Genomic DNA, 14,142 nt, shown 5'->3' with positions numbered 1-14,142 from the left:
ACAACGATGAGCCCCCTTTTTATGAGCCCGCTCCGATACCTGCCCTTTGCTGCGCTGATGGCGGGCCTGTCGTTGCCCGCGACCGCGGCCGGAACCACGGCCGCGCCCTGGCCGACCATGGAACCGGCCCGCCAGGTTTCGAACGCGGCCGCCGCGCCACTGCTGGCGGCCGCGCGCGCCGGGAAGCGCCTTGTCGCGGTCGGCGACCACGGCGTGATCCTGCTTTCGGATGACGGCGTCAGCTTCCGGCAGGCGAAAGCCGTCCCGGTCCGTACGCTGCTGACCACGGTCCAGTTCGTCGACGCCCGCCACGGCTATGCGGCGGGCCACGATGGCGTGGTGCTGGCGACGCAGGACGGGGGCGAGACCTGGAGCTTGCTGCGCGCTACGCCCGGCGTCGAGCAGCCGATCCTGGCGATGCACTTCGACAGCCTCGGGCATGGCATCGCCGTGGGCCTGTACGGTTGGGCGATCGAGACACACGACGCAGGCCGGACCTGGACCGACCTGGCGATCGCGTCAGGCGAAAGTGCCGACCGGCATCTGCTGCACATATTCGCTACCGCCCGCGGCTCGCTGTTCGTCGTCGGCGAGGGCGGGACGATTTACCGCTCGACCGACCGGGGCAAGTCATGGGAACCGACGACCACTGCAGGCAAGGGCTCGCTCTGGCACGGCCTTGCGCTTTTGGACGGCACGCTGCTCGTCTGCGGCATGCGCGGCCACCTCTATCGCAGCAGCGACGACGGCAAGACGTGGCAAGCCGTCGACGCGCATACCACCCAGTCGCTGACCGGCATCGCGGAGCTCGCCGACGGCAGCGTGACCATCGTCGGCATGGGCGGCACCGTGCTCGCGAGCACGGACCACGGCAAGACCTTTGCGCGCTCGGAGCGCGCCGGGCAAGAGGCGCTGACAGCGGTGCTTGCTGACGGCGCGCGCGCGCTGCCGGTGTCGATGACCGGCCCGTTGGTGGCGTCCGGCCCGGCGCAGCGATAGACCTTCGCGCACACGCGGCACTGCAACACCTTCATTCACCGAGCAGAACCAACCTGCCCATACTCTCAAGGAGACAATCATGGCAAAGCACCCCGTCGTCATCTATGGCGCAAGCGGCTACACCGGCATGCTGATCATGGACTGGCTGATCGACCAGAACATTCCCTTCACCGCCGTCGCGCGCAATGCAGCGCGGACCAAGGAAATGATGGCGCAGCGCGTCGTCCGCCTCGAAGCGGCGGAGTACGAGATCATCGAGGCGGAACACGACGTCGACTCGCTCACCAAGGCCTTCCGCGGCGCCAGGGTGGTGTGCAGCACCGTCGGGCCGTTCTTCCGCTTCGGCATGGTAGCCGTCGAGGCGGCGCTCAAGGCCGGATGCCACTACCTCGACCCGGCCGGCGAGCAGCACTACATCCGCCAGGTTCGCGACGAGTTCGGCGAGCAGTATCGCCAGGCCGGGCTGCTGGTGTCCCCGTCGAACGCGTACATGTATACGTTCTCGGAGATCGCGGCGGAACTCGCGCTGGAGACGCCGGGCGTTGACGCGCTCGAGACCGCTGCGCTGTGCCGCGGCCCGCGCGGCGGCGCCGGCGTCAGCGTCGGCTCGACCGCGACCATCTTCGAAGGCTACCGCCAGGAAGCGTGCTTCCTGTGGGAGAAGAAGCTGGAACGCCATGCGCCGGATGCATCGTTCAACATCGTCGACCCGGCGTTCATGCAGCCGGTGTTCTGCCTGCCGTGGGGCGGCACCTCGCTGCCGGTCTACTTCGAGCACGATCCGCGCGTGCGCAGCTGTACGTCCTGCGTGGGGTTCTATGACAACAACGCCATGCGCATGGTGCATGCGATCGGACAAAAGTGGGAGTCCGAATACAAGCACCTCTCGCCCGAGCAGCAGGACGCAGTACTCAAGCAGCTGGTCGATTCGACCACGCCGGCCATGCCGCCGCGCGAACGCACCACGCTGCAGCGCACGGTGGACTTTGCCATCGGTCGCGGCCAGCTCGCATCGGTGCGCGCGACCGTGCACGGCATCACGCCCTACATCGCCACCGGTGCGATCCAGGCGGCCGAGGTCATCAAGCTGCTTGACGGCGACACGGCACGCGTCGGCTTTGCCTCGGGCTCGAAGGCCTTCGGCCATCGGTACCTGCTCGGCTTCCTCGAGCAGCGCGGGCTGGCCCGCGCCACGGTGACCAGCCTTTAACTCGCCGGTCCGGCTATTCCTTGCCCGCCTCAGGGCGGGGAATAGCTGCGCAGATTAGTTTCACAGAATTCGTCAGAACACGCTGAGAGTAAGGAACGCCTGACATGGCAATCATTGATTTTTTTGACCGCGGCCTGCGCATCAATCCGCACGGCATCGCCTATATCCAGGACGAGCGCAGCTTTACGTTCCGGGAGATCGGCGAACTGTCGTGCCGCATCGCCAACGGGCTGCTCGCTGAAGGACTCGCCAGGGAGACCAAGGGTGCGGTCTGGGCGGACAACGATGTCACGGCCTGGGGCTGTGCGCTGGGGCTATGGCGCGCGGGGATGGCGTATATCCCCGTCAACGGGCGCAATTCGCCCGACGAGAACCAGTTCATCCTCGACGCCTTCGACTGCAAGGTGCTGTTCTTCCAGCAGGCGTTCGCATCGGTGATCGATGCGTTGCGTGGCGGGCTGCCGAAGGTGAAGCTCTGGGTGTGCATCGACGCCGACCTGCCGTGGGCGCCGTCCCTCGCGACGTGGAGCGCGGGCCAGCCGTCGAGCGCACCGGTGGTCGACTACGACATGGACGATGTCGTGACCCTGTCGGCCACGGGCGGCACCACGGGCCGGCCCAAGGGCGTGATGAACACGCACCGCGCCTACCAGACCTATTTCGCGCAGTTCATGACGGCGTTCCCCTACCAGGGCGAGGAGCGCCCCGTGAACCTCGCCGCCGCGCCGATGACGCATACGGCCGGGATGCTGTCGCTGCCTTGCACCGCTCGGGGCGGCACCGTGGTGGTCCTGCCCAAGCCCGATCCCGCGGCCGTGCTGGGCGCGATTGCGCGGCACCGGGTGACGGAGTTCTTCCTGCCGCCCACGGTCATCTATCGTCTGCTCGACATCCCCGGCATCTCGAAGCAGGACTTCTCCTCGCTCAAGTGCTTCCTTTATGGCGCCGCGCCGATGTCGGTCGAGAAGCTCAAGCGCGCGCTCGAAGTGTTTGGCCCGGTCATGGCGGGCGGCTACGGCCAGACCGAGGCGCCGGCGTCGATCTCCTACCTGACACCGGCCGAGCATTTCGTCGGCGGACGGCTGGCATCGGACGAGCGGCTGTCCTCGGTGGGCCGGCCGAACCCGCTGATTCGCGTGGAGATCCTGAACGACCGTGGCGAGGTGCTGCCCCAGGGCGAGAGCGGCGAGATCTGCGTGCGCGGGGACCTCGTCATGAAGGGTTACTACAAGGCGCCCGACAAGACGGCCGAGACCATTGTCGACGGCTGGCTGCACACCGGCGACATCGGCCATCTCGACGCGGACGGCTATCTGCATATCACCGACCGCAAGAAGGACATGATCATCAGCGGTGGTTTCAACGTGTATCCCAGCGAAGTCGAACAGGTCATCTGGGCGCATCCGGCGGTGCAGGACTGCGCGGTGATCGGCGTGCCCGACGAGACGTGGGGCGAGGCGGTGAAGGCGGTGGTGGAACTGAACGCGGGCCATAGCGTCAGTGCGGACGAACTGGTCGGCCTGTGCAAGCAGAAGCTAGGCTCGGTGAAGGCGCCCAAGAGCGTGGATTTCGTCGCCGCGCTGCCGCGCAGCCCGGTCGGCAAAGTCCTGAAGAAAGACCTGCGCGAGCAATACTGGCAAGGCCTGCAACGCAAGATCTGATCGGGTTTTCGGGGAACGACAAGCTATGAGCAATATCTACATCGCCGGCATCGCCATGACCGTATTCGGCCGGCATCCCGAGCGCAGCATCGAGGACCTTGCCGGCGAGGCGCTGCGCGGCGCGCTGGCGGACGCCGGCTGCACCGCCGGCGCCGTTGGCGCGGCGTTCTACTCCGGCATCACCAATGGCGCGCTGCAGGGCCAGTTGTCGGTCCCCGGACAAGTTGTCTTCAGCAAGACCGGGGTCGAGGGCATTCCGGTGTTCAACGTCGAGAACGCCTGCGCCTCGGGCAGCACCGCCGTTCACCTGGCGGTGCAGCACCTCAGGGCCGGAGCGTGCGACGTGGCGCTGGCCATCGGCGCCGAGAAGATGAACGTTCCGGACAAGGCCAGGTCATTTGCGCTGTTCGAAGGGGGGTGGGACGTGTCCAGGGTCGAGGAGAATTTCGCGACGCTGGCACGGCTGGGCGAAGGGATCGAGCCACCGCCCGGATCGGAGTCCGACAAGCCCTACAGCCGTTTCATGAAGATCTATGCCGCGCTGTGCCGGTATCACATGAAGACCTACGGCACCACACAGCGCCAGATCGCGGCTGTGTCGGCGAAGAACCATGGGCATTCGGTGCATAACCCGCACTCGCAGTTCCGCCGGCCGTTCACGCTCGACGAGGTGCTTGCCGCGCCGCCGATCACGTATCCGATCACGCTGCCGATGTGCGCGCCGGTCTCGGACGGCGCGGCGGCCGCCATTCTTTGCACCGAGGCAGGCCTGCGGCGCATCGGCGCGGACCGCGGCCGATGCATCCGGGTTGCGGCGAGCGTGATCCGCAGCTTCACGCACCGGCCCATCGATGCGCCGGAACGCAACATCGGCTACCTGGCCGCACGCCAGGCGTATGAACAGGCCGGCCTGGGCCCGCAGGACATGCACGTCGCGGAAGTCCATGACGCCTCGGCGATGGGTGAAATCATCCAGGCCGAGAACCTCGGCCTGGTGCCAATCGGGGAGGGCGGGCCGGCTGCCGAGCGCGGCGAGTTCACGCTGGGCGGACGGATCCCCATCAACACCTCGGGCGGGCTCGAATCCAAGGGTCATCCCTTGGGCGCGACCGGCATTGGCCAGCTCTATGAACTGGTCACCCAGTTGCGCGGGGAAGCCGGCGTGCGGCAGGTGCAGGGCGCGCGTCACGCGATCCAGGAGAACGGCGGGGGCTTGCAGGGCGTCGAGGAAGCGGCGCTCGCCATCCATATTCTGCGCAAGGATTGAAGGAGACAGGCATGGCTGGGTTCGACAGGCAGGGCAGGCAGGTGTATCGCCCGCTCGGCGGCTGGGTGGAGGCGCCGGATGACCAGCAGCCGGAACTGGAGGGCGAGGCGGCCGCGGACGTGATCGTTGTCGGCGCCGGCTTTGCCGGCCTCTCCACCGCGCTGGAGCTGGCCGTGCGCGGCGCAAAAGTGATCGTCCTCGAGCGCGAGTTCGCCGGATTTGGCGCGAGCGGTCGCAACGCGGGCTATCTCGCGGGCGGGCAAGGGCTCGAGTACGATCTGTTCCTCAGGCGCGTGGGTCACGCGCAGGCGAAGCAGATCATCCGCTTCTACGATGACGGCGTGGATTACGTGGAGCGGAAGCTTGCCGAGCTCGGCATCGATTGCGACTACAACGCCTCGGGCATTATCCGTGCGGGGGTTCATCCTTCGCAGGAGAAGAAGCTGCGCAAGAGCCTGCGGACCGGCGTGGCACTCGGCTCGCCGGGGGAGTTCCTTGATTACGCCGCGATGCGCGCGCGCGGCATACCGCCGGCATTCCTGTTCGGTTGCTACCTGCCAGGCGGTGGCACGCTCGATCCGGGCAAATATGTCATGGGCTTGCGGCGCGCGGCGCTGCGTGCCGGGGTGAGGATCTGCGAGAACACGAAGGTGCTGTCCTGGACCGACGGCCCAACCGTCACGGTGCAGACCGAACGGGGCCGCGCGCACGCGCCATTCCTGGTGCTTGCCACCAATGCCTATACGCCGCAGCTTGGCCTGCTGGGCAACAAGGTGATCCCGTTGCGGGTGTCGGCGCTCGAGACCGAGCCGCTGTCCGCGGCACAACTGGCGTCGCTCGGCTGGCCACGGCGCGAAGGCATCGTGACGGCGCACTGGACCATGGAAAGCCATCGCCTGACCGCGCGCAACACGCTTGTGACAACGACGAAGCGGCTGCACTACGTCTACGGCAGGCAGACGCCGAATGTGCCGGACGAGGCAGCCTATCGGGCGCTGGCGAACGGGCTGCACCAGCGCTTCCCGATGCTGGGGGACCTGGCCATCCGGTCATGCTGGAGCGGCTATATCAGTTTCGCCTACGACGCGCTGCCCGTGGTCGGCGAAGCCGGCGCACAGCGCAACGTCCTCTATGCCGCCGGTTGTTCGGGACATGGCGTCGGCACCCAGTCGCTGATGGGGCTGCTGCTGGCCGAGCGGATCTGCGGCGTGGAAAATCCGCTGCTTGCGGCGTTGCGCCACAAGACGCCGCTGACGCTGCCCGAACCGCTGCAGTGGTGCGCGGTCAATGCCGCGCTGGGCGTGGCCAACAGGCTGGACCACCGGGTGAACCGCAAGGCGAGGGACGCCGCGCGCCGGTAAGGTGCGGCAGCATGCTATTTCACTGCTATCTTCAAGGAGGGACCCGCCGCCGAAGCGACTCTGGCGCCATGCGCGCCGACGGGCGTCAGCTATAATGACGCCCGCCCAGCGACCCGCTGGCGCGATCCTTTCCCCAGTGCCGAAAGGCCCTGATTCAAGGCAGAAGAGATGACCGTGCCTACGGAACCGCGCACCACCAGGAAGCGGCGCACCACGACCGCAGCGTCCACCGGAGCAGACCCCGAAGGACTGCGGGCCCAGGGCCTGCGCACGCGCAATGCCATCATCCGCGTCGCGCGGAAGCTGCTGCTCGAAGGCGGCAGCCTGGAATTCTCGCTGCGCGCCGTGGCCCTTGGCGCCGGTATCAGCATCAGCAACCTCCAGTACTACTTCCCGACCAGGCAGGCCGTGCTGCGCGCCATCATGGCGCCGATCATCGACGCCTACCTCGAAGACCTGAAGCGCGCGCTGGACAGCCGCATGGCACCGCGGGAGGCGCTCGACACGCTGCTGGATAAGGCGCTCACAGACGCCAGCAGCCACAAGGAGTCGGCGTTGTGGTGGCACTTCGTTTCGCTGGCCTCCACCGATCCCGAGTGTGCGCGCATGTTCGACGAGTGGTATGACACGCTCACGCGCGGCATTGCTGAACTGGCGCGAGCCGTGAATCCTGAACTGAAGACGGCAGAAAGTCTGCATGTCGCCTCGCTGCTGATCGCCATGGCCGATGGACTCGCCCTGCAGCTCGGTGCGGGACGACGCAAGCGTGCGTACCACGGCGGCCTCAACAAGGCCTTTCGTGCCAGCGTCAATCATCTCGTGCTGGGCGAGCGGTCGACCGAAGAGGCCGGCTAGGCGTCACAACGTCGGTGCCCGGATGCGGAAAGACAGGGATTACCCTGTCTTTTTTTATGCTTGTATGTTTGGCAACATGACCTATGTTTTGTATAGTGTTCTAATAAATGAGCGACTGGTCCCGACAGCCGCCCGGTTTGTCCACGAACAAAGGAGACAGAGATGATTCGCCTGAACCAGACCACGGCCCTGCCCGCAGTCGGCCTGACCGGATTCGAGACGCCGTTGAGCGAAGAGGAGAACGCGATCCAGCAGACCGTTCATCGTTTCGCTCGCGAGGTACTGCGGCCGGTTGGCCGCGAGCTTGACCGCATGACGCCGGAGGAGGTCATCGCCCCGGGGTCGCCGTATTGGGTGGCGATGATGGAAAGCGCGAAGCTGGGGCTCGACCCGCAGCTGATCGCGCAGTTTCCGCCTGAGGTTGCCGTTCGCATCGAATCGCTGATCGGTGAGGAGCTCGGGTGGGGCGATGCCGGCCTGGCCGTCTCGCTGGGCGTCGCGACCATGCCGCTGACGATGGCGCAATCGCTCGGCAACCAGGAACTGGTCGAGATGTGTGCGGGCAAGATCGGCTGCTGGATGAATACACAGCCCGACCGCGGTTCCGATGCCGCGATCCTGTACCGCGAGGAACTGAGCGCCGGCGGCAAGCAGCCGGTGGGCAACGTCACCGCAAAGGTCGGTGCCGATGAGATCGTCATCAACGGCCAGAGCTCGGCCTGGGTGTCGAACGGATCGGTGGCGCAGGTCGCGCTGGCCTACATGGCGGCGGACTACGGCGAGGGCTTCCATGGCACTGGGGAGCAGGGCGGGTTCACCAACGGCCTTGGCCTGATCCTGCCGCTCGACCTGCCAGGAATCTCGCGCGGCAAGCCGCTGGACAAGATCGGCCAGCGTTCCCTGCCCCAGGGGGAGATCTATTTCGACAACGTCAGGGTGCCGAAGCGCTTCGCCATTGCGCTGAAGGACGACTACCTTGGCAACCTGGCCTCGACCTGGTCGTTCGCGGGCACCCACATGTGCCAGGTCTTCGTCGGCGTGGCGCGTGCGGCCTTCGAGCTGGCGCTGGCCTATTGCCACGAACGCAAGCAGGGTGGGGCGCTGCTGATGGACCACCAGATGACCCACTTGCGCGTCGGCGAGATGCTGCGCCGGCTGGAGATGGCGCGCGCCATCGCACGCCGCAGCCTGGCATTCGCGCGCTTGTCGCCGCAGAGCCATCCCTATGCGACCGCGCAAGCCAAGGTCAGCGTGACCGAAGAGGCGATGAAGATCACGCACGAGGCCTTCCAGCTCTTCGGTGCCAACGGCACCACGCGCGAGTTCCCGATCGAGAAGCTCTTCCGCGATGTGCGCTCCGCACTGATCGAGGACGGCGAGAACTACGTGCTCGCCTCGCGCCTGGGGGTGCTGGCCGGGCGGCTTTACCAGAATGGTTGGGCGCGCGAGTAAGCGTATCGGCATGCGTCCGGCCATGCGCCAGACACCGGCCGTCGCGGCGGCCGGCGCAGCGCAACGGACAAAGCAGCCCTTTGCAGTGAGAAGCAGTCATGACGACATGTTCCAGCGCGAGCGCAGCCGCATGGGGGCAGCAGCCCGGCTCCAGCGAGCTGCTGCACCGGATCCGCGCCTCGGTGGCGCGCATTCGCGTGGATGCGGCAAACGGCGCCGGCATCGAACGCCTCTTGTCGACCCTCCTGCGCCACGCGCTCGCGGCGGGCTCGCCGTTCGAGATCGCGCTGGTGCTCGGGAGCGCGGCAGAACTGATGTTGTTCCCGGAACCAGAGGTCCTGGAGCAATGTACGGCAGCCGTGCAACAGGCTGACCAGCAGGCGCTGCGCGGACTGGTCTGGGCTGTCCGGCACAGAAGCATGAGAAGCGGGAAGGGCGCGCGCAGGTTTGCGCTCGACCCGCAGTGAGGCAATGAAACTGCGAAACAACATGGTGAAGCCTTCAATCAACACGCAGCGCAGGCAGCTGCTCAAGCTGGCTGGCATCTCGACTGCGGTAGGCAGTATGGGCAGCCTGAGCCCTGGGCCGGCGCATGCCGGCAAGCCGGGGGACGTCCTCGACGTCGTTATTGTCGGCGCGGGCCTGGCGGGCCTGACGGCGGCACGGGACCTGAGCCATGCCGGCTGCGAGTCATTGGTCGTGCTCGAAGCGCGTGATCGCGTTGGCGGGCGGACGCTGAACTGCGACGTGGGTTCCGGGCAAGTGTCCGAGGTCGGCGGCCAGTGGATCGGCCCTGGCCAGACCGCCGTGGCCGACCTTGCGCGTGAACTGGACGTCGGCACGTTCCCGAGCTTCTACAAGGGCAACACCGTCATTCTCGGCGGCGACGGCCGCCTGGAAATGGACCTCAAGGGCACGTTCGGCAGTGACGAGGCGATCGGGAGCAAGCTCAGCGAGCTCTCGCGCGAAGTTCCCGCCGGCGCGCCATGGAAGTCACCGAAGGCAGCCGAACTGGACAAGCTCTCGGTCGGCGACTGGCTGGCGCGACAGAACATCAAGCCGGAGGACCGCACCGGCTGGAATGCGAGCCTCGCGCTCTCAGGCGGCGTGATGCCGGCCAAGATGGGACTGCTGCATTTCCTCTCGATGATCAATTCGGCCGCCTGCGACTACATGCAGCTCGACAGCATCAAGCATAGCGCGCAGGAAACGCGCTTCGTCGGCGGGTCGCAGGTACTGAGCAACCGGATGGCGCAGGCGTTGGGCGGGAAGGTGCGACTGTCGAGCCCGGTGCGACGCATCTCCGGATGGGACCGCGACATCGTCACGCTGCACACGGACCATGGCGAGATGCGCGCCCGGCAGGTCATCATGGCCCTGAGCCCACCCTTGTGCCAGCAGATCCGGTTCGATCCCCCGCTCCCGGCAAAGCGTGCCGCGCTGCAACGGGCCTGGCCCGCCCACTCGCCGGCGCGGAAGACGGCCATGGTCTATTCCCGGCCGTTCTGGCGCGACAAGGGCTTGAACGGACATATCTTCCAGGTGAACGGCCCCATCCTGTGGGCTTTCGACAACTCTCCGCCAGGCGGGGAGATCGGCGTCATCAACGCCTTTATCTCGAACGCGCAGGTCCCGTCGGAACCCAAGGCCGCGCAGCAATTCCTGACGGCGCTGTACGCCCGTGCCTTTGGCCGCGAAGCGCTGTCCCCGGTGTCATATCACGATCACGACTGGGGCCGCGCTGATCCATGGACGATCACCTGCGTTTCCGCGATCCCGCCGGGCTTCTGGAGCACCCACGGCGAGGCCTTGCGCCCACCGTGCGGGAAGCTGATCTGGTCCGGCACCGAGACGGCCGAGATCTGGGCCGGCTACATGGACGGCGCCGTGCGATCGGGTCACCACGCCGCGCTCCAGGCGCTCAACGCGCTGCGTCGCGCGTAGGAGGCAGGGATGAAGAAACGGATATTGCTGGGCGCCGCCGGCGCCATCATTGCCGGACTGCTGGCCTGGTTGGGGCCCGACCTCGTCGGACTCTATCGGCTTGACCGCTACATCTCCGCGTCCGCGGCGGCCTACGAGACCAATAGCGGACCCTGGCCTCACGTGACGGACGCTTGCATCGCGTGCCACGGCGTCAGGGGCAATTCGATGCATCAGGGTTATCCGAGCCTGGCAAGCCAGCCGGCCCCGTACGTGGCGGCCCAGCTCCACAAGTTCGCAAGCGGCGAGCGGCACAACCCTACCATGGGCCCGCTGGCGATGACCATGAGCGAGACCGAGATCAACCATCTGGCCGATCACTTTGCCAGGCAACTGGCCGTCGCCAACCGGACTTTCACGCCGGATGCCGTGTTGCGGGAGCGGGGCAGGCAACTGGTGGCATCGGGCAACTGCATCGCTTGCCACGGCGGCCAGTTGATGGGGCGCGACCAGTTTCCGCGCCTTGCCGGCCAGGGTTATGACTACCTGCTTGCGCAGTTCGACGCGTTCGCCGACGGCACGCGCGGCGATCCGACCGGAATGATGAAACGCATTGCCATGGCGGCTTCAGCGCAGGACCGCAAGGCGATGGCGAGCTACCTCGCCAGCCTCGCCCCGCAGAAGTGACGAAGCTGCCCGAAAACATATACCTGGAGTCGTAATGGAACTCAGCTTCTACATTCTCTGCCTTTCGATCGCCACTCTGGTGGCAACGTCCTTGATCTTCGGCCTGAAGTTTCTGGGCAAGCGCAACCATCTTCTCGGGTTCGAGTGGCTGGTCGTGACGTTCTCGGCATCGAACTTCCTGCTCTATTTCCTGGGCGGTGTGGAATTCTCCTATCGCATCTCTTACTTCCTGGACGCGTTCTCCCGGGGCTTCGGTATTCCGGTGATCGCCACTGCCGGACTGATGGGCGTCACGCATCGCTACAAGCCGTCCATCCTGTCGGATGTCCTGTTATTTGCCGCCGCTATCGCGGCAACGGGGGTCCTGGTGTCGGCCGATTTCATGGCGCAGCCCCGGCCGTACTTCTACGTAGCGATGTGGTCCGCATTCTCGGTGTACCTCGCCTACTTTGCCTGGAGATTGCTGAGCGCCGGGGAGGGTCTGCTTGCACTCGGCGTGCTCGTAGTCCTGCTGACGTCTCAGGCCGTCGCCACCATCTACGACTTTTACAAGATCCCCGGCGATGACGAGCAGGCCATCTTCTATGTGCTCGCGTGCCTGGCGTGGTCGCTCATGTGCGTCGTGATGTATTACGCCTATGGTGCGCTGGAGCGCGCGGAGAAGAACGAGGCATCGCTGTCGTCGATGCTGGCGGCACCATGAACCCGGCGACTCCCATGAGCATGGACTTCTCCGCGTTCGCCGGCACGCGCCCGGTGACCGAAGCCATCGGCTTCGATCCCGCTGCACTGCAGGACTGGATGACGCAGCACGTGGAGGGCTTCGCCGGCCCGCTGGCGATCGAGCAGTTCAACGGCGGCCAGTCCAATCCCACCTTCAAGCTGGTCACGCCGGATCAGACCTATGTCATGCGTGCCAGGCCCGGGCCGCGGGCAAGGCTGCTGCCATCGGCGCATGCCATCGAGCGCGAGTTCCGCGTGATGGCAGCGCTTGCCGGTACGGACGTGCCGGTTGCGAGGACCTATGCCATGTGCGAGGACGAGGCAGTGATCGGCCGCGCCTTCTACATCATGGAGCATGTCGAAGGGCGCGTGCTGTGGGACCCGGCGCTGCCCGGCATGGCCCCGCACGAGCGCGCGGCCATCTACGACGAGATGAACCGGGTCATCGCGGCGCTGCACAGCGTCGACTGCAAGGCTGTCGGCCTGGGCGACTATGGCAAGCCAGGCAACTATTTCTCCCGCCAGATCGAGCGGTGGAGCAGGCAGTACAAGTCTTCCCAGACCGAGTCCATTCCGGCGATGGATGCGCTGATGTCATGCCTGCCCCGGCACATCCCGCACGAAGCGGAGGAGCAGGTCTGCATCGTTCACGGTGATTACCGGCTCGACAACCTCATCTTCCATCCGACCGAGCCTCGTGTCCTTGCGCTGCTCGACTGGGAACTCTCGACCCTCGGCCATCCGATGGCGGACTTCAGCTATCACTGCATGAGCTGGCATATCGAACCGGGCCCGCTCCGGGGCATGGCAGGCGTTCACGCCGCCAGCCTGGGTATCCCGGACGAGAAGGCCTATCGGCGTGCCTATGAGCAACGTACCGGACGCAAGATTGCGCAGGACTGGCACTTCTACCTCGCCTTCAGCATGTTTCGCACCGCGGGCATCCTGCAAGGCATCATGAAGCGGGCGTCGGATGGCACCGCGACTTCCACGCGTGCGCTCGAAACCGGGAAACTGGCCAGGCCGGTCGCGGCAATGGCCTGGAAGCATCTGCAAATGCATTCGCGCTGACCGGCACTTCTTCCAACATCACAGCATCATGGCGAATTCAACACCGACCCCTATCGCGCAGCCCGGCCTTGCCGGATTCCTGGACTTCACCGGCAAGACGGTGCTGGTGGTGGGAGGCTCCAGCGGCATCGGCAACGGCATTGCCCAGGCATTCCGGCAACTCGGCGCAGAGGTCCACGCATGGGGCACGCGTGCCCGCGCGGCCGACTACAGCGCCGACGACGGCTCTGACCTCTGCGGTCTGCATTATGCGCAGGTAGATGTCTCCGACCAGGCCGCCATCCACGCCGTGCAGCCCGCCTTCCAGCGCCTGGATGCGCTGGTGCTGTCACAGGGCACCATCCTGTACAAGCGGGCCGAGTTCGAGATGGAAGCCTTTGACAGGGTGCTGAGCGTCAACCTGTCCAGCGTGATGGCGTGCGCGGTCAAGTTCCGGCCGATGCTCCGCGAGAGCCAGGGTTCCCTGGTTACGCTCAGCTCGATCGCGGGCTTCCGGTCCGTGCGCGGAAACCCGGCCTACGCCGCATCCAAGTCAGGCGTGGTGGGTCTGACCCGCACGCTGGGCGAAGCCTGGGCAGCCGAAGGTATTCGCGTCAACGGCATTGCCCCGGGACTGGTCGATACCAAGCTCACCAAGGTCACCACGGCTTCGCCGGCGCGGCTCGATGCAACGCTTTCGCGCGTGCCCCTGGGCCGCATGGGCTTGCCGCACGAGATCGCCGGAGTCGCCGTTTTCCTGGCCTCGCCGTTGGCCTCCTATATGGTTGGTGAGACGCTGCTTGTCGACGGCGGGCTGACGCTGGCCTGACACAAGGGAATCGAATATGCAAATTGGTATTCCACGGGAAACACTCCGCGGCGAGACTCGCGTCGCCGCCACCCCGGAGACCGTCAAGAAATACGTCGCCCAGGGCCACAAGGTGGTGATCCAGG

14 protein-coding genes are annotated in these 14,142 nt (G+C 66.1%); all 14 read left to right on the top strand.

Annotation, left to right across the window (positions count from 1 at the left end):
• Nucleotides 1-6: 6 nt before the first annotated feature.
• The gene (locus U9J39_RS23625; protein ID WP_326348231.1) at nucleotides 7-999 is read left to right on the top strand and encodes a WD40/YVTN/BNR-like repeat-containing protein; all 993 of its coding nucleotides are present in this window, start codon (nucleotides 7-9) and stop codon (nucleotides 997-999) included.
• A 79-nt stretch (nucleotides 1,000-1,078) separates the two neighbouring features.
• Nucleotides 1,079-2,209 (top strand): saccharopine dehydrogenase family protein, encoded by a 1,131-nt coding sequence (locus tag U9J39_RS23620; protein ID WP_326348230.1) that lies wholly within the window; start codon nucleotides 1,079-1,081, stop codon nucleotides 2,207-2,209.
• A 104-nt stretch (nucleotides 2,210-2,313) separates the two neighbouring features.
• Nucleotides 2,314-3,870: an AMP-binding protein gene (locus U9J39_RS23615; protein ID WP_326348229.1), complete on the top strand. Its 1,557-nt coding sequence runs from the start codon at nucleotides 2,314-2,316 to the stop codon at nucleotides 3,868-3,870.
• Between the two features lie 25 nt (nucleotides 3,871-3,895).
• Entirely contained in the window at nucleotides 3,896-5,137 is a 1,242-nt protein-coding gene (locus U9J39_RS23610; RefSeq protein WP_326348228.1) for a thiolase family protein, read from the top strand.
• An 11-nt stretch (nucleotides 5,138-5,148) separates the two neighbouring features.
• A complete protein-coding gene (locus U9J39_RS23605; RefSeq protein ID WP_326348227.1) occupies nucleotides 5,149-6,498 on the top strand; it encodes an NAD(P)/FAD-dependent oxidoreductase in 1,350 nt (449 codons plus the stop codon).
• A 168-nt stretch (nucleotides 6,499-6,666) separates the two neighbouring features.
• Nucleotides 6,667-7,353 carry a TetR/AcrR family transcriptional regulator gene (locus tag U9J39_RS23600; RefSeq protein WP_326348226.1) on the top strand — a complete coding sequence of 229 codons (687 nt, stop codon included), beginning with the start codon at nucleotides 6,667-6,669 and terminating at the stop codon, nucleotides 7,351-7,353.
• Between the two features lie 162 nt (nucleotides 7,354-7,515).
• Nucleotides 7,516-8,805, top strand: coding sequence for an acyl-CoA dehydrogenase family protein (locus U9J39_RS23595; protein ID WP_326348225.1), 1,290 nt, complete (start codon nucleotides 7,516-7,518; stop codon nucleotides 8,803-8,805).
• A 98-nt stretch (nucleotides 8,806-8,903) separates the two neighbouring features.
• Nucleotides 8,904-9,272, top strand: a complete 369-nt coding sequence (locus tag U9J39_RS23590; protein ID WP_211983453.1) for a hypothetical protein — start codon at nucleotides 8,904-8,906, stop codon at nucleotides 9,270-9,272.
• Between the two features lie 4 nt (nucleotides 9,273-9,276).
• Nucleotides 9,277-10,749 (top strand): flavin monoamine oxidase family protein, encoded by a 1,473-nt coding sequence (locus U9J39_RS23585; RefSeq protein ID WP_326348224.1) that lies wholly within the window; start codon nucleotides 9,277-9,279, stop codon nucleotides 10,747-10,749.
• Between the two features lie 9 nt (nucleotides 10,750-10,758).
• A complete protein-coding gene (locus U9J39_RS23580) occupies nucleotides 10,759-11,415 on the top strand; it encodes a c-type cytochrome (protein ID WP_326348223.1) in 657 nt (218 codons plus the stop codon).
• A gap of 34 nt (nucleotides 11,416-11,449) precedes the next feature.
• Nucleotides 11,450-12,118, top strand: coding sequence for a hypothetical protein (locus U9J39_RS23575; protein ID WP_326348222.1), 669 nt, complete (start codon nucleotides 11,450-11,452; stop codon nucleotides 12,116-12,118).
• 14 nt (nucleotides 12,119-12,132) lie between these two features.
• On the top strand, nucleotides 12,133-13,209 hold the full coding sequence (locus tag U9J39_RS23570) for a phosphotransferase (protein ID WP_326348221.1): 1,077 nt from the start codon (nucleotides 12,133-12,135) through the stop codon (nucleotides 13,207-13,209).
• A 28-nt stretch (nucleotides 13,210-13,237) separates the two neighbouring features.
• On the top strand, nucleotides 13,238-14,017 hold the full coding sequence (locus tag U9J39_RS23565; protein WP_326348220.1) for an SDR family NAD(P)-dependent oxidoreductase: 780 nt from the start codon (nucleotides 13,238-13,240) through the stop codon (nucleotides 14,015-14,017).
• A gap of 16 nt (nucleotides 14,018-14,033) precedes the next feature.
• On the top strand, nucleotides 14,034-14,142 hold a 109-nt coding region (locus tag U9J39_RS23560; RefSeq protein ID WP_326348282.1), incomplete at its 3' end, for a hypothetical protein.

Source organism: Cupriavidus sp. SS-3 (assembly GCF_035818815.1).
GTDB lineage: Bacteria > Pseudomonadota > Gammaproteobacteria > Burkholderiales > Burkholderiaceae > Cupriavidus > Cupriavidus taiwanensis_C.
This window is presented reverse-complemented; position numbering and strand designations above follow the sequence as displayed.

Coding starts and splice junctions, on each gene's coding strand:
- U9J39_RS23605 (WP_326348227.1), top strand. CDS start 5,149: ATGGCTGGGTTCGACAGGCAGGGCAGGCAGGTGTATCGCCCGCTCGGC.
- U9J39_RS23585 (WP_326348224.1), top strand. CDS start 9,277: ATGAAACTGCGAAACAACATGGTGAAGCCTTCAATCAACACGCAGCGC.
- U9J39_RS23570 (WP_326348221.1), top strand. CDS start 12,133: ATGAGCATGGACTTCTCCGCGTTCGCCGGCACGCGCCCGGTGACCGAA.
- U9J39_RS23625 (WP_326348231.1), top strand. CDS start 7: ATGAGCCCCCTTTTTATGAGCCCGCTCCGATACCTGCCCTTTGCTGCG.
- U9J39_RS23615 (WP_326348229.1), top strand. CDS start 2,314: ATGGCAATCATTGATTTTTTTGACCGCGGCCTGCGCATCAATCCGCAC.
- U9J39_RS23620 (WP_326348230.1), top strand. CDS start 1,079: ATGGCAAAGCACCCCGTCGTCATCTATGGCGCAAGCGGCTACACCGGC.
- U9J39_RS23600 (WP_326348226.1), top strand. CDS start 6,667: ATGACCGTGCCTACGGAACCGCGCACCACCAGGAAGCGGCGCACCACG.
- U9J39_RS23610 (WP_326348228.1), top strand. CDS start 3,896: ATGAGCAATATCTACATCGCCGGCATCGCCATGACCGTATTCGGCCGG.
- U9J39_RS23575 (WP_326348222.1), top strand. CDS start 11,450: ATGGAACTCAGCTTCTACATTCTCTGCCTTTCGATCGCCACTCTGGTG.
- U9J39_RS23595 (WP_326348225.1), top strand. CDS start 7,516: ATGATTCGCCTGAACCAGACCACGGCCCTGCCCGCAGTCGGCCTGACC.
- U9J39_RS23580 (WP_326348223.1), top strand. CDS start 10,759: ATGAAGAAACGGATATTGCTGGGCGCCGCCGGCGCCATCATTGCCGGA.
- U9J39_RS23590 (WP_211983453.1), top strand. CDS start 8,904: ATGACGACATGTTCCAGCGCGAGCGCAGCCGCATGGGGGCAGCAGCCC.
- U9J39_RS23565 (WP_326348220.1), top strand. CDS start 13,238: ATGGCGAATTCAACACCGACCCCTATCGCGCAGCCCGGCCTTGCCGGA.